This is a genomic window from Amycolatopsis coloradensis (assembly GCF_037997115.1).
In the GTDB taxonomy this organism is placed as follows: domain Bacteria; phylum Actinomycetota; class Actinomycetes; order Mycobacteriales; family Pseudonocardiaceae; genus Amycolatopsis; species Amycolatopsis coloradensis_A.
In genome coordinates this window covers 8,220,151-8,244,812 of the sequence record NZ_CP150484.1, presented here as the reverse complement: position 1 = coordinate 8,244,812, position 24,662 = coordinate 8,220,151, and the positions used below count along the sequence as shown (strand labels likewise).

The 24,662-nt window shown below is 67.8% G+C and carries 24 protein-coding genes, 1 tRNA gene and 1 other RNA gene; 15 read left to right on the top strand and 11 right to left on the bottom strand.

The genetic code is table 11. The features are described 5' to 3' along the window. Window positions 1-331 precede the first annotated feature (331 nt). Together LCL61_RS38510 and LCL61_RS38505 are read left to right on the top strand one after the other, a co-directional pair. Window positions 332-1,201, top strand: a complete 870-nt coding sequence (locus LCL61_RS38510) for a class I SAM-dependent methyltransferase (RefSeq protein WP_340684295.1) — start codon at window positions 332-334, stop codon at window positions 1,199-1,201. Further along, window positions 1,198-1,377: a hypothetical protein gene (locus LCL61_RS38505; RefSeq protein ID WP_219145742.1), complete on the top strand. Its 180-nt coding sequence runs from the start codon at window positions 1,198-1,200 to the stop codon at window positions 1,375-1,377. The genes LCL61_RS38510 and LCL61_RS38505 overlap by 4 nt, the downstream gene beginning before the upstream one ends. Window positions 1,378-1,380: 3 nt before the next feature. Here the strand turns inward: LCL61_RS38505 and LCL61_RS38500 are convergent, their stop codons facing one another. From LCL61_RS38500 to LCL61_RS38490, 3 genes are all read right to left on the bottom strand, one after another. Then, entirely contained in the window at window positions 1,381-2,292 is a 912-nt protein-coding gene (locus LCL61_RS38500; RefSeq protein WP_340688784.1) for a hypothetical protein, read from the bottom strand. Between the two features lie 142 nt (window positions 2,293-2,434). Next, complete coding sequence (locus LCL61_RS38495) at window positions 2,435-3,775, bottom strand: AarF/ABC1/UbiB kinase family protein (RefSeq protein ID WP_340684294.1); 1,341 nt, start codon at window positions 3,773-3,775, stop codon at window positions 2,435-2,437. A 77-nt stretch (window positions 3,776-3,852) separates the two neighbouring features. Then, entirely contained in the window at window positions 3,853-4,887 is a 1,035-nt protein-coding gene (locus LCL61_RS38490; protein WP_340684293.1) for a hypothetical protein, read from the bottom strand. Between the two features lie 163 nt (window positions 4,888-5,050). On the opposite strand from LCL61_RS38490, the gene LCL61_RS38485 reads away from it, so the two are divergent. After that, window positions 5,051-5,614: a M48 family metallopeptidase gene (locus LCL61_RS38485; RefSeq protein ID WP_016331633.1), complete on the top strand. Its 564-nt coding sequence runs from the start codon at window positions 5,051-5,053 to the stop codon at window positions 5,612-5,614. A 6-nt stretch (window positions 5,615-5,620) separates the two neighbouring features. On the opposite strand, the gene LCL61_RS38480 is transcribed toward LCL61_RS38485, so the two are convergent. Then, window positions 5,621-6,970, bottom strand: coding sequence for a zinc-dependent metalloprotease (locus LCL61_RS38480; RefSeq protein WP_340684292.1), 1,350 nt, complete (start codon window positions 6,968-6,970; stop codon window positions 5,621-5,623). Between the two features lie 203 nt (window positions 6,971-7,173). On the opposite strand from LCL61_RS38480, the gene LCL61_RS38475 reads away from it, so the two are divergent. Next, window positions 7,174-8,178 (top strand): YlbL family protein, encoded by a 1,005-nt coding sequence (locus LCL61_RS38475; RefSeq protein ID WP_425342081.1) that lies wholly within the window; start codon window positions 7,174-7,176, stop codon window positions 8,176-8,178. Between the two features lie 127 nt (window positions 8,179-8,305). On the opposite strand, the gene LCL61_RS38470 is transcribed toward LCL61_RS38475, so the two are convergent. Beyond that, complete coding sequence (locus LCL61_RS38470; protein WP_340684290.1) at window positions 8,306-8,854, bottom strand: PPA1309 family protein; 549 nt, start codon at window positions 8,852-8,854, stop codon at window positions 8,306-8,308. Window positions 8,855-9,028: 174 nt separating this feature from the next. Between LCL61_RS38470 and LCL61_RS38465 the strand changes: the two genes are divergently transcribed. The 8 genes from LCL61_RS38465 (at window position 9,029) to LCL61_RS38430 (ending at window position 17,653) form a co-directional block, all read left to right on the top strand. Further along, the gene (locus LCL61_RS38465; RefSeq protein ID WP_340688783.1) at window positions 9,029-12,007 is read left to right on the top strand and encodes a UPF0182 family protein; all 2,979 of its coding nucleotides are present in this window, start codon (window positions 9,029-9,031) and stop codon (window positions 12,005-12,007) included. A gap of 67 nt (window positions 12,008-12,074) precedes the next feature. After that, window positions 12,075-12,148, top strand: a tRNA-Met gene (locus tag LCL61_RS38460). A gap of 637 nt (window positions 12,149-12,785) precedes the next feature. After that, on the top strand, window positions 12,786-13,286 hold the full coding sequence (locus LCL61_RS38455) for a PadR family transcriptional regulator (RefSeq protein ID WP_034322153.1): 501 nt from the start codon (window positions 12,786-12,788) through the stop codon (window positions 13,284-13,286). A 66-nt stretch (window positions 13,287-13,352) separates the two neighbouring features. After that, window positions 13,353-14,456, top strand: coding sequence for a peptide chain release factor 2 (prfB, locus tag LCL61_RS38450; protein WP_219145734.1), 1,104 nt, complete (start codon window positions 13,353-13,355; stop codon window positions 14,454-14,456). 135 nt (window positions 14,457-14,591) lie between these two features. Further along, a complete protein-coding gene (gene ftsE / locus LCL61_RS38445; RefSeq protein ID WP_005168409.1) occupies window positions 14,592-15,281 on the top strand; it encodes a cell division ATP-binding protein FtsE in 690 nt (229 codons plus the stop codon). A gap of 51 nt (window positions 15,282-15,332) precedes the next feature. Then, window positions 15,333-16,226: a permease-like cell division protein FtsX gene (gene ftsX, locus LCL61_RS38440; RefSeq protein ID WP_340684289.1), complete on the top strand. Its 894-nt coding sequence runs from the start codon at window positions 15,333-15,335 to the stop codon at window positions 16,224-16,226. A gap of 51 nt (window positions 16,227-16,277) precedes the next feature. Continuing rightward, window positions 16,278-16,760: an SsrA-binding protein SmpB gene (smpB, locus tag LCL61_RS38435; protein ID WP_340684288.1), complete on the top strand. Its 483-nt coding sequence runs from the start codon at window positions 16,278-16,280 to the stop codon at window positions 16,758-16,760. Next, window positions 16,757-17,653, top strand: coding sequence for an amidohydrolase family protein (locus LCL61_RS38430; protein WP_340684287.1), 897 nt, complete (start codon window positions 16,757-16,759; stop codon window positions 17,651-17,653). The genes smpB and LCL61_RS38430 overlap by 4 nt, the downstream gene beginning before the upstream one ends. Here LCL61_RS38430 and LCL61_RS38425 read toward each other — a convergent pair. The 5 genes from LCL61_RS38425 to LCL61_RS38405 all read right to left on the bottom strand — a co-directional run bounded on the left by LCL61_RS38425 (window position 17,643) and on the right by LCL61_RS38405 (window position 21,884). Further along, entirely contained in the window at window positions 17,643-18,968 is a 1,326-nt protein-coding gene (locus tag LCL61_RS38425; RefSeq protein ID WP_340684286.1) for an acyltransferase, read from the bottom strand. The two genes, LCL61_RS38430 and LCL61_RS38425, sit on opposite strands and share 11 nt — an antisense overlap. A gap of 93 nt (window positions 18,969-19,061) precedes the next feature. Beyond that, window positions 19,062-19,295, bottom strand: a complete 234-nt coding sequence (locus LCL61_RS38420) for a hypothetical protein (RefSeq protein ID WP_340684285.1) — start codon at window positions 19,293-19,295, stop codon at window positions 19,062-19,064. 81 nt (window positions 19,296-19,376) lie between these two features. Continuing rightward, entirely contained in the window at window positions 19,377-20,018 is a 642-nt protein-coding gene (locus tag LCL61_RS38415) for a response regulator transcription factor (RefSeq protein WP_340684284.1), read from the bottom strand. Window positions 20,019-20,070: 52 nt separating this feature from the next. Next, window positions 20,071-21,210, bottom strand: a complete 1,140-nt coding sequence (locus LCL61_RS38410) for a sensor histidine kinase (protein WP_340684283.1) — start codon at window positions 21,208-21,210, stop codon at window positions 20,071-20,073. Beyond that, complete coding sequence (locus LCL61_RS38405; RefSeq protein WP_340684282.1) at window positions 21,207-21,884, bottom strand: sensor domain-containing protein; 678 nt, start codon at window positions 21,882-21,884, stop codon at window positions 21,207-21,209. The genes LCL61_RS38410 and LCL61_RS38405 overlap by 4 nt, the downstream gene beginning before the upstream one ends. A 155-nt stretch (window positions 21,885-22,039) precedes the next feature. Here LCL61_RS38405 and ssrA point away from each other — a divergent pair. From ssrA to LCL61_RS38390, 3 genes are all read left to right on the top strand, one after another. After that, window positions 22,040-22,412: a transfer-messenger RNA gene (ssrA, locus tag LCL61_RS38400) on the top strand. A 156-nt stretch (window positions 22,413-22,568) separates the two neighbouring features. Next, complete coding sequence (locus LCL61_RS38395; RefSeq protein WP_340684281.1) at window positions 22,569-23,306, top strand: alpha/beta hydrolase; 738 nt, start codon at window positions 22,569-22,571, stop codon at window positions 23,304-23,306. A gap of 135 nt (window positions 23,307-23,441) precedes the next feature. Further along, window positions 23,442-23,657, top strand: coding sequence for a hypothetical protein (locus tag LCL61_RS38390; protein ID WP_125680489.1), 216 nt, complete (start codon window positions 23,442-23,444; stop codon window positions 23,655-23,657). On the opposite strand, the gene LCL61_RS38385 is transcribed toward LCL61_RS38390, so the two are convergent. Then, complete coding sequence (locus tag LCL61_RS38385; protein ID WP_340684280.1) at window positions 23,645-24,430, bottom strand: IclR family transcriptional regulator; 786 nt, start codon at window positions 24,428-24,430, stop codon at window positions 23,645-23,647. The two genes, LCL61_RS38390 and LCL61_RS38385, sit on opposite strands and share 13 nt — an antisense overlap. Window positions 24,431-24,662: the final 232 nt, after the last annotated feature.

The following is a 24,662-nucleotide window of genomic DNA, read 5'->3' as shown; positions in this document are numbered from 1 at the left end:
CGCGGATCTCGGCGTCCTCCCGCACCAGTTCCTCGGCGGCCCTCAGCGCCTCGACGGCGCCTTCCAGCCGGTCGGTGTGCAGGTTCCGGTACTTGCCCGCGGCGNGTACCGCCGTTCGCGTCGAGGCCCTCGGCGTACCGCTTGATCTTGTCCAGCGCGGGTTGTGGGTCGCCTTCCGGGACGGTGAACGTCTCCGGGCTGCCGGGCACGGTGTCGAAGGCCAGCATCGTGACCTCTTCACGGCTGCGGAACCGGCGGTACCGCCCGGTCAGCGAACCGTCGCGCTCCCTTTTGGGAAGTGGTGCGGCTCAGCGTGGTGTTCACTGGGGGAATGGCCGTACACACACATGACGACATCGACTGGTCTGATCGGCTTCGCTCGCTTCGCATGGCGGAGGCACTCGATGCCGAGCCGATGCGAGCGGCGGCTCGACGGCTGCTGGAGGGCATGCCGGACGGGTTGACCATCCTCGATGTCGGCTGCGGCGCGGGCGGGATGAGTGTGCTTTTCGCCGAGGAGCTCGCCGCTGTCGGCGCCAAGATCGTGCTGGTCGATGCGACCGAGCATCTGCTCGCCGAAGCGCACCGAGTCGTCAGCGCGGCTGCGGGGAAGAGGGCCGTCGTCGAGACGATCCACGCCGACGTGGCCGACGAAGGATTGCCCGCCAAGCTCCCTGCCGCCGATCTCGTCTGGGCTTCCCGAGTAGTCCACCACCTGCCCGACCAGCAGGCGGCCATCGACACCCTCGCCCGGCTCGCCCGACCCGGCGGGCTGGTCGCCATCTCCGAGGGCGGCCTGGACTTCAACTGCCTCCCCTGGGATCTCGGCATCGGCCGCCCGGGGCTCGAGGAGAGGCTCCTCGCCGCACGCGGCGAGTGGTTCGCCGAGATGCGGGCAGGAATTCCCGGCTCCGTTTCCATGCCCTACGGCTGGAACATCGCGCTGCAGCGAGCCGGGCTCGTCGACGTCGATTCCTTCGGGGTGCTCATTCACCACCCGGCGCCCGGCCCGGAACTGCTGCGCGAGTTCGTCATCGAGCGGGTGACCTGGCTGAACGAGGTCGCGGGCGATCGCCTCGGCGATGACGACCACGAGACCGCGGCCGCGCTGGTGGATCCGGAGAACCAGGCCTTCCTGGGCGCTCGCCCGGACCTGTTCCTTCAGGGGGCGAAGACCGTCCATTGTGGATGGCGATCGTGAGCGACCAGGCCACTTGCTCGTTGTGCGGCCGGATCCGCGGTGGCGACGAGGAGCCCGCGCAGACACTCGCCTGGGTTTCCACTCGCGAGAAGAACGTCGTGCGTTGGATGTGCCCCGCTTGCGCTCGCCGTCACACCCGCGACATCGAAGGAAAGCTGCCGGACGAGTATTGGTGAGCCTTAGGCGGCGTCGATCCGGCCGATCGTACGGACCTTCGGCCTCGGCGTCCGCGTCGCTTCGGCGAACGCCCTGACGAGCTCCGACGCGACTTCCAGCGGAACCTTCTTCAGCTGGTCGATCGTGCAGCGGACCAATACGGTCCCGGTCGCGGTCAGCGCCAGAGGGTGGAAATTCGCGGCGCCTTGTTTCGGTGTCCGGAATTGCCACGCCATGCCGATGTCGTCCCACCAGGCGTCGGCGGTGCCGATAGGGCGTCCCCGCCTGTCGCAGAGTGTCGTGTTCCACGAAGGCGAGGGCAGCGGGCAGCCGCTGAGGACCTTCTTCGCCAGCCCGTGCGCGTACGTCTCTTCGGGATCGACACGTCGCAGAGCAGCGCGGACCGCGGCCGAGCCTCGCCGGTTACCGGAATCGAGCTCCTCGCTGAGTTCGTCGAGCGTGCACAGCCCCCAATACAGCGGCAGCGAGATCAGCTCGTCGATTCGCGTGGGATCGAGCTCCAGCCGGGCGAGATCGAGTGCCGCCCGGGCAGGTGGGGCGAACGGGACGCCGTCGATCATGGTCGGCGGCGGCATCCGGGTGGTTCTTCGCGGCAGCATGCCGGGCTCCGCTGGCATGCGCCGATAGTCGGGGACAAGGAGATGGACCTCCCGTGTCAGCGGGCAGCCGACACCTCGTGCGCGTAGCGCGTCGGCACCTGTCACCACGACCTCCGGCCCGAACCGCGCGACAGCGGCTTGCAGCAGCTGAAGCCGGGTGGGCGCGGAGTCGCGCAACAGGATCACGCCCGGCATCAGCCTTCGCCACGGGCCGCCCGGGCCGCAGAGCTTCGCGGCGTAGCGCGCGGTGACGCCCGCCTTCCGCAGCTCGCGGCTGGTGACGATGCCGGATTCGCTGGTGTTACTGAGCGCCATGAGTCGGGCGCTTCGTGTAGTGGTCATGAATCGAGGATGGCCGCTGGGCCGACCGGGTGGAACCACTTCCGCGAACTTGTGGACAACTCGCCCGAGCAACCCCGTTTTCGGCTCAGTCGCAAAGTCCCCTGTGGATAACTTCTCAGGCCGCGAAGCCCGGCTGCCACCGTTCGACGATCGCGCGGGCGGGGATCTCGGCGTCGAGCTGACAGAGGATGCCGGTCGATCCGGCGGTCACCCGGTGGATCATCAGGTACTCGGGCGGCAGGTTGAGGGAGCGGCCGATCCGGAAATCCCGGCCGCGGGTGTCGCCGACCCTGCCCGCCTGCCGCTGCATCCAACGGCGGGTGAAGTGGAACGTGTCGCCCGCCAGCGGCTCGGTGAACGGCGCCAGGTAGGCGAGCACATCGTCGGCCCGGAGATCCGCGTCGCCCCGGATGAAGCCGGATTCCCTGAGCAGCTGCATGAGCTTCGCGGACTCACCGTCGAGCGCCAGCCTGGTCATCTCGCCGAGGTGCTGCGGGATTCCTTCGGGGAGCCGGGACACCCCGCCGAAGTCGATGACGCACAGCCTGCCGTCGGCGGTCAGCATGAAGTTGCCGGGATGCGGGTCCGAATGCAGGAGCCGGGCCCGTTCCGGCGACGAATAGTGGAACTCGGTGAGCAGGCGGCCGGCGCGGTCTCGTGTCTCCTTGTCACCGCCGGCGATGATCTTCGACAGCGGGGTGCCGGTGGCCCACTCGGTGACGACGACCTTCGGCGCACTGGCGACCACGCGGGGGATCAGGAACCCGGGGACGCCTTCGAACGCTTTGACGAAAGCACGCTGGTTCTGTGCTTCGGCCTGGTAGTCGAGCTCTTCGTTCATCCGCTCGGCGAGTTCCGCCAGGAGCGGCTTCACTTCGGTCCCCGGCACGAACGCCTGGAACAATCTGCTGAAACGCTGGAGCTGCCGGAGATCGCTCCGCAAGGCGTCGTCAGCTCCGGGATATTGCACTTTGACGGCGACTTCGCGGCCGTCGTGCCAGTTCGCGCGGTGGACCTGGCCGATGCTCGCGGAAGCGGCAGGCTCGTCGTCGAAGGCCGCGAACCGCTGCTGCCAGGTGCGTCCCAGCTGCTCGGCGAGGACCCGATGGGTCTGCCGGGCGGGCATGGGCGGTGCGGCGGCCTGAAGCTTCGTGAGGGCCTCGCGATAGGGCTTCGCCATCTCGTCCGGCACCGCGGCCTCGAAGACACTCAGCGCCTGGCCGAACTTCATCGCGCCGCCCTTGAGCGTGCCGAGGACCTCGAAGAGCTGCTCCGCCGCCTTGGCGGACAGAGTCGCGTTGACCTCTTCGGCGCTTTGCCCGGTCAGCCGCCTGCCCCAGCCGCCGACCGCCCGCCCCGCTATGCCGAGCGGGATACTGGCCAGCTTCGCCGTTCGCGCGGCCCCGTTGCGGGGGATGGCGGCTTCACGGTCCTCGGCGTTGCGGGAGTCGGTCACCTTCGCGATTCTGCCTTGATTCACCGCGCCCGCGCAGCCTGTTGAGGGAGTGCGTGTGGGCTACGTCGCTTGCCGTATCAACGAGCGCCGCATCCGCATGCGGTGTGCGGCGGCCAGTCGCGATGCCGGATCTTGCCGTCGAAGAAGTCGATCTCCAGCGTGGCGTTCCAAGCGGGCGGCGCCTGATCGCTCGGGGACAGAAGCCTGAGCGCCTGTGCGGCGGCGAGCGCGGCGCAGGCCTGAACGGACCCGAGATCCGCTCGCTGCACACGGCCGACGAGCTGGCTCGCCACCCTCGGCCAGGAATCGTCGCGGCCGGCCCGGTGCAGGTCGGCGCAGCGCAGGCAGCTGCTGCGGCCGGGCACCACCAAAGGTCCCACGATGCCGACCCCGTCCCGGACGCGCACCGGCAGGTGGTTGACCCCGTCGCGGACGAGTTCGTCGACCACTTCGGGGGCAGGTACCACGGCGTCGGTGAGCAAGACGAGTTCCGGCCGTCGGTCCGAGTAGAGCCGCGTTGTCACGGTGCTCGCCCTGGTGCGGTGCACGACCTGAGCCATCGCGTCCCGGCGTGGCATCCCGATTTCGGCTTCGGTGTAGCCCGAGCCCAGGTCACCTTCGAGAACCGTGCCCGAAGCCCGGACGTCGATATGCCCGACTCCGCCGTTGGCGAGCAGGACGGCGATGGCCACCGCGAGCCTGCCGTCGCCGTGGATCGCCACCGCGGTGCGCTTGCGGCGGGCCGTCATGGCCGCCTGATGGTGGCGAGCGCGAAGCGACCAGAGCCCGGTCTCCGGTCTCGGTCTCGGATGCCGTTCGGACTGGCCCGCATCGGTCACGAGACCTCGGGCCGTGAGGTCCGTCATCAGCTCACGCAGCTGTTCGTCGTGTTCGCTCTGCGCGAGCACGATGTCGTCCGCGGCCTGTTTCCCGTCCAGCCCGCGGAGAGCTTCGGCCACCTCGGTGGCGACGCCGGCGATCACCACGGCGTGTGCGGGGTCGAGGCCGATCTGGATCTCGCCGTTTCCCCGTTCCAGCACATCCAGCCCCGGAAGCAGGGTGGGGAAGGCGGGCAGGATGATCGATCGCAGGTCCGGTTCGCGAAGGTTCATGATCGCAGGATCGCACCCATTCGCGGTCCGTCCGCTCGGAAGAACGCGAGTTATCCACAGGTTGGCCCCGTTGTGGACAACTGGAGGCTGTGACCTTTCGGCTCTCGGAGTTGTCGGTGACTGGCCTTACCGTGGTCGAGTGGTCGAAGCACGGACGCCCTCATTGAGGGGCCGGGACACGACGAATCCGTCGGACACTCCCGAACACAAGGTCGAGGTACGGCGTAGCCAACGCCGCCACCGGACCGTCACCGCGTACTGGGACGAGGACACCCTCGTCGTGCTGATCCCTGCCCGGATGACCCGGGCGGAGGAGAAGCACTGGGTTGCCGAGATGCAGCGCAAGCTGTTGCGCAAAGGCCCGCGGCAGGCCGCGCCGCCGAAGGCGTCGGACGAGGCGCTGCTGGCACGCTGCGCCGTGCTCTCGGCGAAGTATCTGGACGGGAAGGCGATACCCGCGAGCGTTCGCTGGGTCCCGCCGATGAGGACGAGGTGGGCGTCCTGCACACCGGTCGACGCGACGATCAGGGTCAGTGATCGTCTGCGCCGGGTGCCGGGATGGGTGCTGGACTACGTCCTCGTGCACGAACTCGCGCACTTGAAGGAACCAGGGCACAACGCGGCATTCTGGGAGCTCGTTCGCCGTTATCCCAAGACCGAACGCGCCATCGGCTACCTGGAGGGTCTGTCCTCCGCCGCCGGATGGGGCATCGCGGCGGAGGACTGACGTGCCTCAGTTCTCTTCTTCGTCGCCCTTGGGCTTGTTCTTCTCGCGCTCGGTCCGTTCGATCTCGGCGATCGGGTCGATGCCTTCGAGCGTCGACTCGCCATCGCCGAGGCGTTCGGAGAAGTCGAGCGGCTCGTCGAGGTCGTTGGCGGTCGGCATCAGGTCGGGGTGGGACCAGAGGCCGTCCCGCTTCTCGATGCCGTGCTGGTCGCCGACGAGCTTCCACAGCGAGGAGGCCGCCCGCATCCGCCTTGGCCGGAGCTCAAGCCCGACCAAGGTGGCGAAGGTCTGCTCGGCGGGGCCACCCGTGGCCCGGCGGCGGCGCAGTGTCTCCCGGAGCGCGTCCGCGCCCGGAAGCCGGTCGCCGATGGCCTCGGCGACCACGACGTCGACCCAGCCTTCGACCAGCGCGAGCAGGGTTTCCAGGCGGTTCAGCGCCGCCTTCTGCTCGGGCGAGGTCTGCGGCTCGAGCAGGCCGGAGGACATGGCCTCTTCGATGCTGGCGGGGTTCGACGGGTCGATCTGGCCGGCGAGCTGCTCCAGCGCCGACGTGTCGACGGAGATGCCGCTCGCGAACTCCTCGACGGTGGCCAGAAGTCGCTGCCGCAGCCAAGGGACGTGGGCGAACAGCCGCTGGTGGGCGGCCTCGCGCGCGGCGATGAAGACCAGCACCTCACTGGTCGGCAGCTCCAGGCCCTCGGTGAACTTCTCGATGTTCGCCGGCAGCAGCGCGGAGGTGGCCGCGGGGCCGAGCGGGAGACCGACCTCGGTGGAGGTGAGCACTTCGGAAGCCAACTGAGCGAGAGCGTTACCGAGCTGGGAGCCAAAGGCCATCCCGCCCATCTGCCCCATCATCGAGAGCAGCGGGCCGGCGGCCTGCTTGGCCTCCTCGGGCAGGGCCTGTACCCACGCGCCCGAGACCTGCTGGGCGACGGGGTCGCAGAGGCGCTGCCAGGTGGGCAGGGTCTTCTCGACCCAGGTACGCGCGGACCAAGCGACGGTCGTCGTGGCCCCTGCGGGCAGGATCGTCGCGGCGTCCAGCCACAGCTCCGCCAGGTGGGCGGCGTCGCGGACGGCCGTGCTCGAGTCGCCACCACTGGATGACGAAAAGCCGAGTTTGACGTCGGCGCTTCCGCTGCTGCTGAGGTTCTGCAACGCGATCTGTTTCGCCAGGTCATAGTTGACCGGCCCGGTCGAGCTGCCGGCCTGGCTGAGCATCTGGCCCAGCTGGCTGAGCATCTGACCGAGCTGATTGAAGGCCTCGGCGCCGGAGGGCTGGCCGCCGGAATCCGACGGCTCGTTCTCGCCTCGTTTGTCGGGATCGGGCGGTCCGAAGCCGAACGGGGGTTTGCTCATGGCACCACCGTACGCGGGTCCCGGGATTCACAGCTCGTCAAGTGGAGTGATGAGCGTGGCCTTCACCGAGAAGCGAACACCGTCACCGTACGCTGTCACGCGTGACAGAGCCCTCGGAGGAGACCACAGGAGCGCGGAGCCGTGCGGGCTCCGCGGGTGACCAGGACCGCTCCGAACGGCGGCTGACCCGGCGCGGCTGGACGCTGCTGGTCAGCGGTGCGCTGTTCGTCGCCTTCGCGCTGGTCGGGTTCTTCATCCCGGTGCCGTATGTGGCGATCAGCCCCGGGCCGACCTACGACACCCTCGGCAAGGACGCGGCCGGCCAGTCCGTGATCCAGGTCAACGGGCACGAGGTTTTCCAGACCTCCGGTGAGCTGCGGATGACGACGGTCTCCCTGCGTGATGGCGGCATCACGCTGTTCAACGCGCTCGGGCTCTGGGCCAGCGGCCGGTACGCGCTGGCGCCGCGCGAGGAATATTTCAAGCCGGGCGAAACCAACGAGCAGGTCCGGCAGGAGAACATCCAGCAGTTGCAGGACTCGCAGACCGCTGCCCAGGTCGCCGCGCTGCGCCGCAAGTTCCCGGTGAAGGTGCTCGCGAAGACGATCGTCTCCGGCAGTCCCGCGGACAAGGTGCTCGCCCCCGGCGACCGGCTTCTGGTGGTCAACGGGAAGACGGTCACGGAGGCGACCGAAGTGCGGGCCGCCCTGAACGGGACGAAGCCCGGGCAGACCGTCCAGATCACCTTCAAATCCGACGGTCAGGCCGAACGCACCGTGCCGCTCACGCTCGCGCAGCGGCCCGATGGGCCGGAAGGCTTCATGGGCCTGACCGCGGTGGACCGTGCCGACGTTCCCTTCGACGTGAAGATCTCGCTGCAGGATGTCGGTGGCCCGTCGGCGGGCCTGATGTTCGCGCTCGCGATCGTCGACAAGATGGAGCCCGGCGACCTCGCCGGTGGCAGGCATATCGCCGGGACGGGCGAGATCTCCGAGAAGGGCGTCGTCGGCGCGATCGGCGGCATCTCGTTCAAGGTGGTCGGCGCTCGCGAGGCCGGCGCCACCGACTTCCTCGTGCCCGCGCACAACTGCGCCGAGGCGAAGACCGCCGCGCCCGAGGGCCTGAACCTGATCAAGGTGTCCACGCTGGACGAGGCGATCGCGCAGCTCGAGAACCTCAAGGCGGGTAGGCCGACCGCCTCCTGCTGACCGCCGGGGGAGCAAGGGACCTTTGCTACCACCTCGCGGTTCTGGCTGAAGAGAGCAAGGGACCTTTGCTATCGGCCGCGTACCCGCGGCAGCTGGTAGCAAAGGTCCCTTGCTCTCTTTCCGCAGGTCAGGGCAGCAGGGTGGCTTTCAGTGCTTCGAGCAGGTTGGGCGCCAGCTCCGGGTTCTCGATGATCTCGTCAACAGGGACGTCACCGGGTCCGGAGGGCTGCCCGGCACCGCGAAGCCGCATGACGCACGCTCCGGCACCATCCCGCAGCACAGCCGCGACGAGGCGGGCTTCGGTCCGGCGGGGGTGGTCGGCGGCCGCTTGACGCAGGCGTTCGGCATCGGTCTCGGGCACGACGGGAAGCTCGGCTTCGGCGTCCGGCGGCAGCACGATGATCTCCTGCGCGAGCGCGCAGCCCAGCACCAGATCGGGCCACGCGATCTGCGCCAGCGCTTCACCCAGGTCACCGTCGGGCAGAGCCTCCTGCGCGACGGGCGTCAGCGGGGCCGACGGGTCGAGCTGCCCGGCCAGTTCGGGTTGTTCGTCCAGCAGCGCCGCGGTCGGGACCAGCGCGAACAACTGCGGGGGCTGGTCCCAGCCTCCCGAAGCGACGAACTCCTCGACTTCGCGGGCCAGGCCGGCCACGCCCTGCTGCTCACTCGGTGCCATTGGCACATCGTTCCAGGCGACCGGGACAGTGGCCTTCCGAGTCCGGTTTGGGCGGGTTCCGGGAACTTCCGACGGCATCCGTAGAGTTAGAGCATCAGGGGCCGCACGCGGTACGCGCGCCCCCGCGAAAAGTTCACCAAACCAGGAGCGTGTGCAGTGGCCACTCGGCCCCCCGTGAGCCTGCCGAAGCTGTCCCGGCGCAGCCGGATACTGCTCATCATCGCCGCCGTCGTCATTCTGGCGCTGCTGCTGGGCGCGAGACTGCTGGACACCTACGTCGACTGGTTGTGGTTCGGCGAGGTCGGCGCCCGCACGGTGTTCAGCACGGTGTTGATCACCCGTGTGGTCTTGTTCTTCGCCGTAGGGCTGCTGGTGGGAGGGTCGCTCGCGGTCAGCCTGATGATCGCGTACCGGTCCAGGCCCGTCTTCGTGCCGATTTCCGGCAACGACGACCCGCTCGCGCGCTACCGGTCGGCGATCGTCGGCCGGATCCGCCTGTTCGGCATTGGCATCCCGGTGCTCACCGGGCTCATCGCCGGCGCGTCCGCGCAGAGCGACTGGCAGGTCGTGCAGCTGTTCCTGAACGGCACGCGGTTCGGACAGACCGATCCCGAGTTCGGCAACGACGTCGGTTTCTACGCCTTCGACCTGCCGTTCTACAACTGGCTCCTGGGCTGGCTGTTCATCTCGGTCGTCATCGCGTTCTTCGGCGCGCTGATCTCGCACTACATCTTCGGCGGCATCCGGCTCGCGGGTAAGGGCGGTCAGCTCGCCGGTCCGACCCGCGCCCAGCTCGCCATCACCATCGGCATCTTCGTGCTGTTGAAGGCGGTCGAGTACTTCTTCGACCGTTACAACCTGTTGCTCTCGGACCGCGGGGCACCGCTGTTCGTCGGTGCGACCTACACCGACCTGAACGCGGTCTTGCCCGCGAAGCTGATCCTTCTGTGCATCTCGGTGATCTGCGCCGTCGCGTTCTTCGCCGGCGCGTTCCTCCGCAACCTGCAGCTGCCCGCGATCGCGCTGGTGCTGCTGATCCTGTCGAACGTGCTCGTCGGCGTCGCGTGGCCCGCGGTGCTCGACCAGTTCTCGGTGCGTCCCAACGCGAACGAGAAGGAATCCGCGTCGATCCAGCGCAACATGGACGCGACCCGCCAGGCGTTCGGCCTGACCAACGTCGAGTACAAGGACTACACCGGCAAGTCCGAGGCGACCTCCGCGGAGATCAAGGCGGACAAGGGGACCGTCCCGAACATCCGGCTCCTCGACCCGAACGTCCTCAGCGACACGTTCACCCAGCGCGTCGGTCGTGAGAACTTCTACGGCTTCCCGTCCAAGCTGGACATCGACCGTTACACCCTCAACGGGGTCACGCAGGACTACATCGTCGCGGCCAAGGAGATCAAGACCGAAGGTCTCACCGGCAACCAGACGAACTGGATCAACAAGCACCTCGTCTACACACACGGAAACGGTTTCGTCGCGGCGCCGGCTAACACGATCGACCGTGCGCTGAAGGACGCCAACTCCGACGGCGGTTACCCGATCGCCACCACCAGCGACACCCAGAACCCGGCGGGCGCCGGGTCGACCGACCCGAACAAGCCGGGCATCAAGGTGGACGAGCCCCGTATCTACTACGGCGAGCTCGCGACCGACGCCGCGTACGCGATCGTCGGCGGAAAGGCGGGGCAGGCGCCGGGCGAGTACGACACCGCCGTCGACCGTGCCTACATCTACAAGGGTTCCGGCGGCGTGCCGATCGACAACTGGTTCAACCGCCTCGTTTTCGCCGCCGAGTACGGAGAGCGCAACATCCTCTTCTCCGATGCCATCGGCGACGGATCCAAGATCATGTTCAACCGCGAACCGCGGGATCGGGTCGCCAAGATCGCGCCGTGGCTGACCCTCGACGGTGACCCGTACCCGGCGGTCGTCGACGGCAAGATCAAGTGGATCGTCGACGGCTACACGACGATGAACAACTTCCCGTACGCCCAGCAGACCCAGCTCGGCCAGGCGACCAACGACTCGCTCAGCGGCACCACCCGCCAGGCGAACTCCTCGATCAACTACATCCGCAACTCGGTCAAGGCCACCGTCGACGCGTTCGACGGCACCGTGACCCTGTACGGGGTCGAGGACAACGAGCCGGTGCTCAACGCCTGGAAGCAGGTCTTCCCGGGCCTGGTCAAGCCGAGCAGTGAGATTTCGCCGGACCTGCGGTCGCACTTCCGCTACCCCGAAGACCTCTTCAAGGTGCAGCGGGAGCTCCTGTCGAAGTACCACGTGAACAACCCCGCGGAGTTCTACGCTCAGCAGGCCTTCTGGAGCGTTCCGCAGGACCCGACGCAGGAAGGCGGCGTGAACGCGTCCGCCTCCGGGATCGCCAACCAGCCCGGCTACTACGTCCTGGCCACCGCGCCGGGCGACACCAAGTCTCGATTCCAGCTCACCAGTTCGCTGACCGGTCTCCAACGGCAGTACCTCGCGGCCTGGATGTCGGTGTCCTCAGATCCCGAGGACTACGGGAAGATGCGCGTCCTGAGACTGCCGACAGGTGCCAGCGGATCGACACAGGTGGACGGTCCCGTCCAGGTCCAGAACAGATTCCAAAGTGACCCACGGGTCGCACAGGACCGGACGCTGTTCAACAACCCGAACGTCACGGTCACCTACGGAAACCTGATCACGCTGCCCGTCGCCAACGGCTTCCTCTACGTGGAACCGGTCTACATCCGGCAACGGAACCAGCTGAGCTATCCGCAGCTGGCCCGTGTCCTGGTCTCCTACGGCACCAAGATCGGGTTCGCGCCGACGCTGAACGAAGCGCTCGACCAGGTCTTCGGCGCGGGCACGGGCTCCGGGGTCACACCGCCGCAGACCGGCGGCACTCCCGGACCCACGACGCCTCCGCCGCCGGGGACGACGACGCCGCAGCCGCCCGCCGGCGATAACCCGGCGCTGGACAAGGCCGCCGGCGACATGCACGACGCCTGGGTCAAGTTCCGCGCCGCCCAGCAATCCGGGAACTACGCCGACCAGGGTGCCGCCTTGGCCGCGCTCGAAGCGGCCTCCAAGGCCTACGAGTCGGCCAAGGCGAACCCGCCGGCGTCCGGTGCGCCCCCGACCTCCGGCCAGCCTGGAGGGTGACGTCGCTTACCTAAAGGGCACCTGCTTTGCGCCTGCTCGAAACGTAGGCGTAAGGTAGGTGTCACGACGCGGGGTGGAGCAGCTCGGTAGCTCGCTGGGCTCATAACCCAGAGGTCGCAGGTTCAAATCCTGTCCCCGCTACAGAGGGAGGAGGCCCGTGTCTGCGGATTGCGCAGACCGAAACGCGCGGCGGTCTCGCGGACCAGCTTCGCGGCGGCCACGCTGCGCGGCGAGGTGTCCTCGACGAGGGTGAGCGCGGACGGCTTGCGTCCGGCGAGGAATTCGACGAGTTTGACGAGAGAACCGCTGTCCTCACTGGAAAGCGCGTCCGCCGGGCATGAGGTGAGGGCTTCACGGCGATCGGCGATCAGGCCGCCCAGTGCCGCCGAAGCGCACTCGGGCGCGTCCGCGTCCTCGATGGCGGGGCCTGGCTCCTCCCCCGCGTCGACCTCGATCTTCGTCTTCTCCTCGCCGCGGCTGATGACCANCTGATGCTGTTCGCGGTGCTTTACGGCCTCTTGGTCTGCGGAAATCGCAGACCCGCGCCTCTTTTTTCCCTGTTTCGTATCGAGCGCGCCCTCCCGGGCGATCACTTCCGTCGTTGGTCGGGGCGGGGGCGGGTGCCGCTGTCCGTGGCGGAGGCCGGTTGCGCAGCGTGTCCGGTCCATTGTGGACAGGCGTAGTGCGTTGGGCCGAATGAGCGCATATCACTAGCCACAATGGACAGATGTGTTGACCACAGTGGACACAGGTTCCGAAAAGTGGGACCGTAGAGGACGTGTCCGAATTGAATGCAACAGCCGCCGCACTGCTCGGTCTTCTCCACGACGGTCCCGCCACGGGCGGGCAACTGGTCGCGGGGGCGGGTGAGCGTTTCGGCGCCTTCTTCAGCGTGACCCGCAGCCAGGTGTACCGGGAGCTCCCCGCCTTGTCGAAGGAGGGCCTCGTCCGCCTCGGCAAGCAGGGCCCGCGGTCGAGCCAGCAGTACCTCATCACCGCGGCGGGCAAGAAGGCGTTCAAGACGTGGCTGACCTCCGAAGCCGGTCCTGACCACCTCCGCAGCCCGCTGATCCTGCGTCTCGTGCACGCCGGTTCGCTGACGGTCAAGCAGCGCTCGGCCCTGCTCGAGTCGGCTCGTGCGAGCTACACCCAGCAGCTCGACGAGGCCAAGGCCGCCACGAAGGCCGCTGACGGCCCGTACGCCAAGGCCGTCGCCGAGTTCGCCCAGGCGCAGGCGAAAGCCGCACTGAAACTGCTCGATTCCATCCCCCAGTCCTGACCCGGACAGGTGCCCACGACCGGTTCCCCGCAACCGGTCGTGGGTTTTGCCGTAACCTTGGCCGACGTGAGTGATGAGTTCGATGCGGCACTGAAGGACCTGGCCGGCAAGCTGACGCAGATCGAGTCGGTGATGGACCTGGATGCGCTGCGTGCCCAGGTGGCCGAGCTGGAGGAACAGGCATCCAGCCCGAACCTCTGGGACGACCCCGAAGCGGCGCAGAAGGTCACCAGCCAGTTGTCCCACCGGCAGAGTGAGCTGCGACGCATTTCCGAGCTGCGGCAGCGGCTCGACGATCTGGGCGTTCTCTATGAACTGGCCGAGGCCGAGGGCGACTCCGCCAGCGTGGCCGAGTCCGAGTCCGAGCTCACGGCGCTCACCAAGGACATCGACGGGCTCGAGGTCCGCACCCTGCTGTCGGGTGAATACGACCCGCGCAACGCCGTGGTCACCATCCGGTCCGAAGCGGGCGGCGTCGACGCGGCCGACTGGGCCGAGATGCTGCTCCGGATGTACCTGCGGTGGGCCGAGCGCCACAACTACCCGACGGACGTCTACGACATCTCCTACGCCGAGGAAGCGGGCATCAAGTCCGCCACCTTCAAGGTGACCGCGCCCTACGTCTACGGCACGCTCTCGGTCGAGCAGGGCACGCACCGGCTGGTGCGCATCTCGCCGTTCGACAACCAGAGCCGTCGCCAGACCTCCTTCGCGCACGTCGAGGTGATGCCCGAGGTCGAGGAGGTCGACCACGTCGACATCCCCGAGAAGGACATCCGCGTCGACGTGTACCGCTCGTCCGGCCCCGGTGGCCAGAGCGTGAACACGACGGACTCGGCGGTGCGGATCACGCATATCCCGACCGGCGTGGTCGTTTCGTGCCAGAACGAGAAGTCGCAGCTGCAGAACAAGGCGGCCGCGATGAAGGTCCTCCAGGCGCGCCTGCTGCAGCGGAAGAAGGAGGAGGAGCGCGCCGAGATGGACGCGCTCAAGGACGGCGGCTCCAGCTGGGGCAACCAGATGCGCTCCTACGTGCTGCACCCGTACCAGATGGTCAAGGACCTGCGGACCGAGTTCGAGGTCGGCAACCCGTCGTCCGTGCTCGACGGCGAGATCGACGGTTTCCTGGAGGCCGGCATCCGCTGGCGCAAGCAGTCCGGAGCCGCGTAACAACCCTGCGTGAGAGAGCAAGGGACCTTTGCTGTCACTTTCCGGAAGAGAGTGAGAGCAAAGGTCCCTTGCTCGCTTGGCCGCCGGGACCGGGCTACCCGGGCTTAACGATGGGCATGGGTAGTATGCCGAACCGTGATCCGGCTCGAAGAGGTTTCCAAGGTCTACAAGACCTCGACCCGTCCCGCCCTCGAAAGGGTGTCGGTCGAGATCGACAAAGGCGAGTTCGTCTTCCTGATCGGTCCCTCGGGATCCGGGAAGTCGACCTTCCTGCGTCTCCTGCTGCGCGAAGAGGTGCCGAGCAAGGGTCGCGTCATGGTCTCCAACTTCGACGTCGCCAAGCTCGCCCGTCGCCGGGTGCCGCGGCTGCGGCAGACCATCGGCTGCGTCTTCCAGGACTTCCGTCTGCTGTCGAACAAGACCGTCGCCGAGAACGTCGCCTTCGCGCTCGAAGTCATCGGCAAGCCGCGCCCCACGATCCGCAAGGTCGTGCCCGAGGTGCTCGAACTCGTCGGCCTCGACGGCAAGGCCGACCGTCTCCCCAACGAACTCTCCGGTGGTGAGCAGCAGCGCGTCGCGATCGCCCGCGCCTTCGTGAACCGCCCGCTCGTGCTGCTCGCCGACGAGCCGACCGGGAACCTGGACCCCGACACCAGCCAGGACATCATGTTGCTGCTGGAGCGGATCAACCGCACCGGCACGACGGTGCTGATGGCCACCCACGACCATTCGATCGTGGACTCGATGCGGCGAAGGGTCGTCGAGCTCCAGCTCGGCAAGGTCATCCGTGACGACGCCCGAGGCGTCTACGGCATCGGCCGCTGACCGGCCCCGCCCTCCTCCGTAACCCACGACTTCCAAGGGACATCAACCCCGATGCGCGCCAGTTTCGTCTTCAGCGAGGTAGTCACCGGCTTGCGCCGGAACGTCACGATGACCATCGCGATGATCCTCACCACCGCGGTCTCCCTCGCCATGCTCGGCTTCGGTCTGCTGGCCGTCGGCACGATCGACAAGATGAAGGCCAACTTCCTCGCCGACGTCGAGGTTTCGGTCTATCTGGTCAACGACATCAGCGCGGGTGACCCGAACTGCTCGCAGTCCGCCTGCCAGTCGCTGCGGCAGGAGCTTCAGGGCAACGAAGGTGTCGAGTCGGTCGTCTTCGAGAACCGCGAGCAGTCCTACGAGCGGTTCAAGAAGATGTTCGAGAGCCAGCCGGAACTGCTCGCGCTGACCGGGCCGGAGGCGCTGCCCGCGTCGCTCCACGTCAAGCTGAAGAACCCCGAGCGCAGCCAGGCGATCATCCAGGAGTACACCGGCAAACCGGGCGTCAGCAAGGTCGACGACCAGCAGAAGGCACTGGACCGCGTGTTCAACGCGCTCAACGGTGTGCGGAACCTGGCCTTCGGCGCCGCGCTGATCATGGCCATCGCCGCGCTGCTGCTGATCGCCAACACGATCCAGGTGTCGGCGTTCACCCGGCGCACCGAAGTCGGCATCATGCGGCTGGTCGGCGCGACCCGGTGGTACACGCAGCTGCCGTTCCTCCTGGAGGCGGTGGTCGCCGGCCTGGTCGGTGCGATCATCGGCATCGTCTTCCTCGTGCTCACCAAGGTGCTGTTGCTCGACTTGGTGCTCACGGGAGACGTGTTCCCCGCGGTCGGCATGCTCGAGTTGCTGTTCCCGGTGGCGCCGATCCTGCTCGCCGTCTCGATCGTCATTTCGGCGATCACCGGCTACGTGACGCTGCGCCTGTACGTGCGCCACTAGCCGGCCGATAACCACCTGCCCGAACACAGAAACTCACGTAGAGTCGCCGTTATGCCCAAGGAACGTGGACACAAGGTGATCGTGTCGAACCGCAAGGCTCGCCACGATTACTCCATCCTCGACACCTACGAAGCCGGTCTCGTGCTCGTCGGTACCGAGGTGAAGAGCCTGCGTGAAGGACGGGCATCGCTGGCCGACGCGTTCGCCACGGTGGACGACGGCGAGGTCTGGCTGCGCAACGTGCACATCCCGGAGTACGTGCAGGGCACGTGGACGAACCACACGCCGCGGCGCACCCGGAAACTGCTGCTGCACCGCCAGGAGATCGAGAAGCTCATCGGCAAGACCAAGGAGAGCGGCCTTTCGCTCGTCCCGCTGTCGATGTACTTCAAGGACGGCAAGGTCAAGGTCGAGATCGCGCTGGCGAAGGGCAAGAAGTCCTACGACAAGCGTCAGGACATCGCCAAGCGCGACGCGCAGCGCACCATCAGCCGGGCCATGGGCCGGGCGCTCAAGGGCCGGTACAACGATTGATCCACGGGCCCGCTTCGGACGCCGAGATCCCCGGCTGGATCTCGGCGCTCGGCATCGACGGGCTCGTGGACCTTCATCTGCACTTCCTGCCGAAGCAGGTCATGGACAAGGTGTGGGCCTACTTCGACCAGGCCGAAGCGCACTACGGCCTGGCCTGGCCGGTGCACTACCGCACGGCGGAAGACGAGCGGATCGAAACCCTGCGCTCGTTCGGTGTGCGCAGGTTCGCGCCGCTGGTCTATCCGCACAAGCCGGGAATGGCCGAATGGCTGACGTCGTGGGCGCTGGAGTTCGCGGAACGCGTCCCCGAGGCGGTGCCGACCGGCACTTTCTACCCGGAGCCGTCCGCGCTGTCCGTTGTGGACGGTGCGTTGCGCGCGGGCGCCCGCTGTTTCAAGGCACACGTCCAGGTCGGTGCCTACGATCCGCGTGACGAGCTGCTGGACGGCGTCTGGGGCGCGCTGGCGGACGCGGGTGTCCCGGTGGTCGTCCACTGTGGACACGGTCCGTTGAAGGGCGCCTACACCGGGCTACGGCTGTTCGAGGAGATCCTGGTCCGGCATCCCGGTCTGACACTGGTGCTCGCGCACGCCGGCATGCCGGAGATCGACTTCGCGTTCGAGCTGGCCAGGAGATATCCGCGCGTGTACCTCGACACCACGATGGTCGGGGTGGAGTTCACCTCGCGCGGCAACCCGCTCCCGCCGGACTGGACGGACCTGCTGGCCGAATTCCCCGACCGCGTCGTACTCGGCACCGACTTCCCCAACATCCCGTACTCGTACGCCACACAGCTGCAGGCGATCGCCGGCTGGGCCGCCGACGATCGCCTGGGTGAGCCGTTCCTGCGGGCGGTGCTGCACGACACCCCCGCGAAACTGCTCAGCGTTTGAGCTGGGCCACCTCGGTGACCGAGACGGCGCGGCCGAGCAACCGCGTCCCCAGCTCCGAAACCTGGATCTGCTTGCCCGCCAGGAGGAATCCGCCTGTCGCCAGCGCCACCCACGGCGCCGGACCCTGGGCGAGGCCGTCGCACAGCGGGGCGAAACCGTGCGCGGCCAGCCCGAGCAGGCCGCCCGCGATCGCCAGCCCGGCCACCACCAGCTGAGGTGTGTGGGCGGTCGACGCGGGGCCGGAACCCTGAGTTTCGAAGCGAGCGAACATCCGTAGCAGACCGAAGAGCACCAGCCCGCAGGCGCCGAGCCAGGCCGGGAGCATCGTCAGCCACAGCACGGAACCCGGTTCGGGGGTTTCGTAGCCAAGGCCGTAGACCGCGACACCGGAGACGACGATCAGCGCCGGCATGTGCCACAGGTAGACGCTCATGAACCGCGGGCCGATCCACTTCAGCGCGGCGTCGAGACCCGGCCGGGTGGCCATGGCGTTCAGCTGCGGTTTGAAGGCCAGCAGGAGCCCGATCTGGCCGATCGCGAGGAAGGCCAGCAGCACGGTCGGCGGGCTCATGTTCGACACCGGGGCGCCCGGCATGCCGATCATGCTGGCGGGGTACGGGCCGAAGGCGACCATCAGCGCGGTGATGCCGAAGCCGGCGCCCGCCATGCGCAGCGCGGCGTTGCGGCTCAGCGAACCGAGACGGCCTCGCGTGTAGTGGAAACCGAGCTGGTGCACGGCCATCCAGACGAAGATCGCGTTCGCGAAACCGATCAGGCCGAGGTCGTTGAAGCGGGCGACGTCGACGAGGACGGCGGCGGCGAGCATCACGAGCGGGACCTTGAGGCCCCAGCGCCGGTGCGCGGCGGCCAGCAGCGGGGTGAGCAGCACGGTGAGCACGTACACGGCCAGGAACCACAGCAGCTGCGCGGCGATCGCTCCGCCGACCTGCAGCGGCTGCTCCGGAATGCCCATCCCGCGCAGGATGTCCGGGACGAACAGCCAGACGGCCACCAGTGGCAGCACCGGGATCATCAGGCGCTTGAGGCGGGCCGCGAGCCAGGAACGGGAACTTTCCGCGCGGTTCAACGAGATCAGGTTCGCCGCGCCGCCGGCGAAGAAGACGAGCGGCATGACCTGGCTGAGCCAGGTGATGACCCACCAACCGGGCGTCGCGAGGGCGTTCCCGGTGGAGAGGTGGCCGTCGGCGTACGAGAGCACCGGCATACCCCAGTGCTGGACGACGACCGCGAGGATCGCGACCGCTCGGACGATGTCCAGGAACCTGTCCCGGCCCTGCTTCTGGCTCGTGTGCATGGAAAAGAGCCTGGTGCTTCGGGGCCGCGAAAACAGCGGTGCGGGCCGCCGTATCGCTCTTCTTGTTTTCGCCCTCGGGAGGTGGAGTTTTCCCTACCCCACGCCGTCGGTCTCGGGCTCCGGGAGCGGAGCGGAGCACAGCCGGAATTCCCAGCAGTCGTCCTCGGCGAGGCCGAGTTCGTAGCGGGTCTCGATCTTCGGCCCGTCGTGCAGATGGACGTGTTTGAGGACGGTGCCCGCGACCGGCTCGGTGTCACCGAGTTCCTGGACGCGACCGTCGAGAGGACCGCCGAAGAAACGGGCGCTGTGGGAGGGCCTGTCGGTCATGGGTCCTCCTCGGTTCGGCGCGTCACCCACCTACAGTCTGCCCATGTTAGGTGAGTGACGGCGTCGCCACCAAGAGCTACTTCAGCGTCCTAAGTAAGTGAGCACCGCGCGGACCCGGCGGTGTTCCACCGAACTCGCTTCGAGGCCGAGCTTCGCGAAAATGTTGCCGATGTGCTTCTCGACCGCGCCGTGCGAAACGACGAGGGAGTTCGCGATCGCGGTGTTCGACAGGCCCTGCGCCATCAGGCCCAGCACCTCGGACTCGCGGGCGGTGAGCGAGTCGAGCGGGTTCTTGCGGCCACGGGCCATCAGCTGCGCGATGACGTCCGGGTCGATGGCCGTGCCACCGCCGGCGACACGCTTGACCGCGTCGAGGAAGTCCCCGACGTCGGCGACACGTTCCTTGAGCAGGTAACCGACTCCGCCCGCGCCGCCGGACAGGAGCTCGACCGCGTAGCTCTCCTCGACGTACTGGGAGAGCACGAGAACGGGCAGGCCCGGAATGACCTCGCGGGCGCCCAGCGCCGCACGCAGGCCTTCGTCGGTGAAGGTGGGCGGCATCCGCACGTCGACGATCGCGAGGTCCGGCCGGTGTTCCTTGACCGCGCCCAGCAGGTCGTCACCGTTGTCCACGGCCGCGACGGTCTCGATGTTCTCGTCGGCGAGGAGGCGGATCACCCCCGCGCGCAACAGAACCGCGTCTTCGGCGATGACAACCCGCATGCTGCCCCCAGCGTCGTGAGTGAATGGCAGAGCCTATTCACTCACGAGCGGGTCACCATTGGCACGGCAGGTCCGCGCGAATCACCGTCGGACCACCGGGCGGGCTGACGACGGTGATCACGCCGTCGATCGTGGCCGCCCGGTCGGCGAGCCCGGCGAGGCCGCCACCCGGCCGGACTTCGGCGCCACCGTGCCCGTTGTCGGTGATCTCGACGATGACCATCGACTCGGTGCGCCACACCTTCACACCCGCTTCGGTCGCTCCCGAGTGCTTCGCGATATTCGTCAGCGTCTCGCCGACGATGAAGTAGGCCGTCGTCTCGACGGCGGCGGGCGGCCGCGGTTCCACGTCCACTTCGACGTCGACGTGGATCGGCGATTTCGCGGCCTGCGCGGACAAGGCGGCGTCGAGACCGCGGTCGCCGAGCACGGCCGGGTAGATCCCACGGGCGAGATCGCGCAGTTCCGACACCGCGAGCTTGGCGTCGAGGTGCGCCTCGTCGATCAGTTCGCGTACCGCGTCCGGATCCTGGTCGAACTTCGACTTCGCGCGGCCGAGGCTCATCGCGACGGCGACCAGGCGCTGCTGGGCGCCGTCGTGCAGGTCTCGCTCGATGCGGCGACGCTCGGCCTCGGCGGCGTCGACCCCGCGAGCCCGCGACGCCTGCAACCGCTCGGCCTTCTCCTCCAACCGCTGGGTGCGGTTCGGGCCGAGCAGCGAGAACGCCAGGTTTCCGTGGAGCCACGCGACCCACGGGGTCACCCAGATCGCCATCGGCAGCAGGACGATCGACGCGATCGCGATCGGAAGCTCCAGGCACGCCAACGGGAAGGCCGCCATCAGGTAGGCGAGGTCGCGCCACGTCGTCGCGTCGGTCAGACGGGTCAGCCAGCGCTTGACCAGCGAAAGCCCCTCGACCGGCAGGCGTTCGACCGGCTCCAGCGGAGTCTCGAGCATCGTGCGCGCCCAGCCTCGCTCGCGGTCGGCGGACCAGCGGATGAAGTTGGTCGTGGCCATGAGAATCGGGAAACCGATCCACACCACCGCCGTCGCGATGCCGACCGCCAGGCCGACGACGATGAGAACGAACTGGAGGAGCCGGAACACGAAGCTGACGATCATGTAGACGATCGATCTCAAGGGCCGCGGTCGCGGAATCCCCACCTGCGATACCTGCTGGTCGATCGTCATCCGTGAACCTCGCCCCATGAATCCTCCAGACGGCGATGCTGGGCGTGGGTCGGCCCGAGCAACGCCGTCGCCAGCCGGGCATGCATACCGGCCAGCGCCTTCGTCAACGCTACCGAGAGAGCGATGCAGAGCACTCCGAGCGCCGCCCAAGGCAGCGCCGAGACCGTCGAATCGACGGTGAACCACGCGTTCTCCCAGGTCGGAAAGCGGTACTCGCCTCCGGGCAGGAAGCGGTAGTAGATCGGCAGGCCTGCGAGGCCGAGGCTGGTCGACCAGAACACGGTGACCAGGACGAACTCGATGATGCCGAGCGGGAAGAGCAAGAAGAAGTAGGCGAGGTCGCGCCAGGTCGAGCCGTCCTTCAGCCGGGCCTTCCAGCGCACGGACTGACCGGCGACGGGCAGCGGGAGATACGGCAGGTCGATGTAGTGGTCGAGCAGCGCGTACACCCTGGCGCGTTCCATACGGGCCGCGCCGCGGACCGACAGGATCACCAGCGCGAGGATCGGCAGCCCGATCCAGACGACCGCCGTGCCGATGCCCGCCGAGATGAAGGACATCAGGAGCGCGAAGGCCAGAACGCCCATCGGCAGGTTCATCAGCAGGTAGACCAGCGAGCCGCCGAACGACGGATCGGACCTGCTCAGCTCCCGCTCGGCCGCCAGCGAACTCATGGTCGTGCTCCTCTCTGGATCGAGGAGACCAGCATCGCGCTCGCGCGCGCTCGCCGACATGGTGCTCACGGGCATCTCCCAGGTGGGGCTAGCCCCACCTGCGGGAATAACCCGGTTGCCGATCGAGTTATGATGTGCAGGTTGTGTCCCACCAAGGGGGTGAACGGTTTCGACTTTGGACGTTGAATCAGGAGAAGCGTGCCGGTGCAGGCGAGAGACCACCGTAAGCGTCATCGCAAACCAATAAGCGCCGAGCCTAAGAGCCAGCGCGAGTTCGCTCTTGCTGCCTAAGCAGTAGAGCAACTCTGTCGGTCCGGGGTCGCCTCCGACCCGGTCACCGGCATCAGCTAGGAGGCTTACCGCTACACCCGGCTACGGGGTGTGGTCGGGAAACAAACAGTGGCTGGGCCCGTCACTTCAGCTTGTTCGCGTGACTGAAGGGGCCAAGTAGAGACATAGCGGACTGCGCACGGAGAAGCCCTGGTGATGCGCCAGAGGACCCGGGTTCAATTCCCGGCACCTCCACCGTTTCGCCGAAGCGGCCCTGCCCCTGAGGGGTGGGGCCGCTTCTTTGCGTGTCGGTCGGCTCGGCAGTGCGGGTTGCGTCCGCCGACACCAAGTGATCCTCGCGGAGTGTGCCCGATGGGGCGGGCTCTACTCCTGAGAACCCCATAGGCTCGGGAAATGCGGCTTCATGTGCATCGTTGGGGATCCGGTCCGCGTGTCGTTCTCGTGCACGGCGTGCTGCTCGGCGGCCGGGAGGCGTGGCGGGCTCAGCGCCCGTTGACCGAGCGGTGGACGTTGCTCGCGCCGGACCGTCCCGGGCACGGCAAATCGCCGGACGGCGTACAGGATTTCGAAGTCGACGCCGAGTTGATCGCGGAGCAGGTGCTCGACGAGCCCGCGCATCTGGTCGGGCTGTCCTACGGCGCGATCGTCGCCATGCTCGCCGCCGTGCGGCGGCCGGAGATGGTCCGGACGCTCACCGTGGTCGAACCGCCCGCGGCCGGAATCGTCCGAGGTGACGAGGTCGTCGACGCGTGGGACGCCGAACTGCGGAGATTTCTCGAAGGGCCGCTCGACGATCCTCGCGAAGTATTCAAGGCGTTCTTCCCGCTAGCCGGTGTGCCGTTGCCGATTCCCGATCCGGTGCCGCAGACCCTGCGGCGTGGCGCCCGCGCGCTGGTCGGGATGCGGCCGCCGGGAGACGCGGAGCTGCCGCTCGACGCGCTGGCCTCCGCGGATTTCCCGATGCTCGTGATCACCGGCGACCACCGGCCGGAGTACGAGATCATCGCCGACGCGATCGCGGACGGGACCGGTGCGCGCCGCGAGATCGTGCGAGGGATGGGGCATTTGGTGCCGGACGCGGGTGCGCCGTTCAATACCCGGCTCGAGTCTTTCCTGAATCACGCAGAGTAGCGAAATCTAGATCTTTTTCGTCTCAATTCACCCGCGCCGGGAACTGTCGTGGAGTGGGATGTCATGCTGAGTGTCCGACCATGGCCCTCTTTCGAAACGACCCCGTGTCGCCGGAGGGCCGGAAGAAGGTGGCAGATGACCTGGGCTAGGCATTCCAGTCGTCCCGACCCCGCTGAAGACCAGAGCCGGATGGCCGGTGTGCGAGCGGAGGAAGAAGTCCGCCTCACGCTGCAGAACGGCAGAGCCGCACGAACCGTCGCAGGGCACGCTTCGGATGCCCTCGACTGTGCTGAACTGCTGGCGATGCTCGGGCTCGAGGGAGTCCAGAAGAAGCACGCTCAGCGCATCTGACCCCCGATCCGGGTGGTCAGTTCGGCCGCGGTCAGACGGACCTCTTCGGCGAGGTCCGGCCAAGTCTCCTCGCACCCCTCGGCTCCCGGGCAGAGGTGGCGGAGGGTCACGCTGATCGCGGCCATCGGCCGGCCGCCGTGGTCGAAGACCGGGCAGGCCACCGAGGCGAATCCTTCGGTGACGTGTCCGTCTTCGACCGCCCAGCCGAGCCTGCCCTCCGCGTTCAGCGTCCGGCGCAGTTCGGCGAGGGTGCGCGGGCCGCGGCCGGTGCGCAGGACGAACGCCGCCGCGTTCGGGAAGAGCGCGCGGACGTGCGGCGACGGCAGATGCCGCAGCATCGCCCTGCCCGAAGCCGTGAGCTGGCCAGGCAGCCGGACGCCGACTTCGGTCACCAGGGTTTCCGGGCGGGCGGGACGCTCTTTGACCAGGTAGAGCGACTCGTTGCCGTGAAGCACGCCCAGATGCGCGGTGTGGCCGACGCGGTCGGCGAGTTTGCGCAGCAGCGGGAGCGCGAGCCGCTCCAGCGGGTCGTGCCGCAGGTAGGCCGAGCCGAGCTCGAACGCGGCGATGCCGAGTCCGTACCGGCGCTCGGCGGGCAAGTGCGTCACGAAACCGGCGGCCTCCAGCTCGGCGAGCAGGTGATACGTCGTCGAACGCGGAAGGCCGAGTTCGCGCGCGATCGCGGCCGCCGACACCGGACCCGGCCGCGCGGCGAGGGCGCGAAGGATGCCGAGGCCGCGTCGCAGAGCCGGGACCTCGCTGCTCTCACCCATGTCGACCTCCTGTTCCGCTTCGGCGGGGAGCAAGGGACCTTTGCTGCCGCTTGCCTCAATGTTGAGACAAGAGATCGNGGTCGGTACGCATCGCTACGCGGAGTACGGGGTGTGTGGAAATAGGGACACTCAACGTCTCTATTTCCACACACCTTCCGCTGCCGCGGTAGCAAAGGTCCCTTGCTCCCACCGTGCGTGTCTTGGATACCAGACACAACCACCGGTTGGCGCC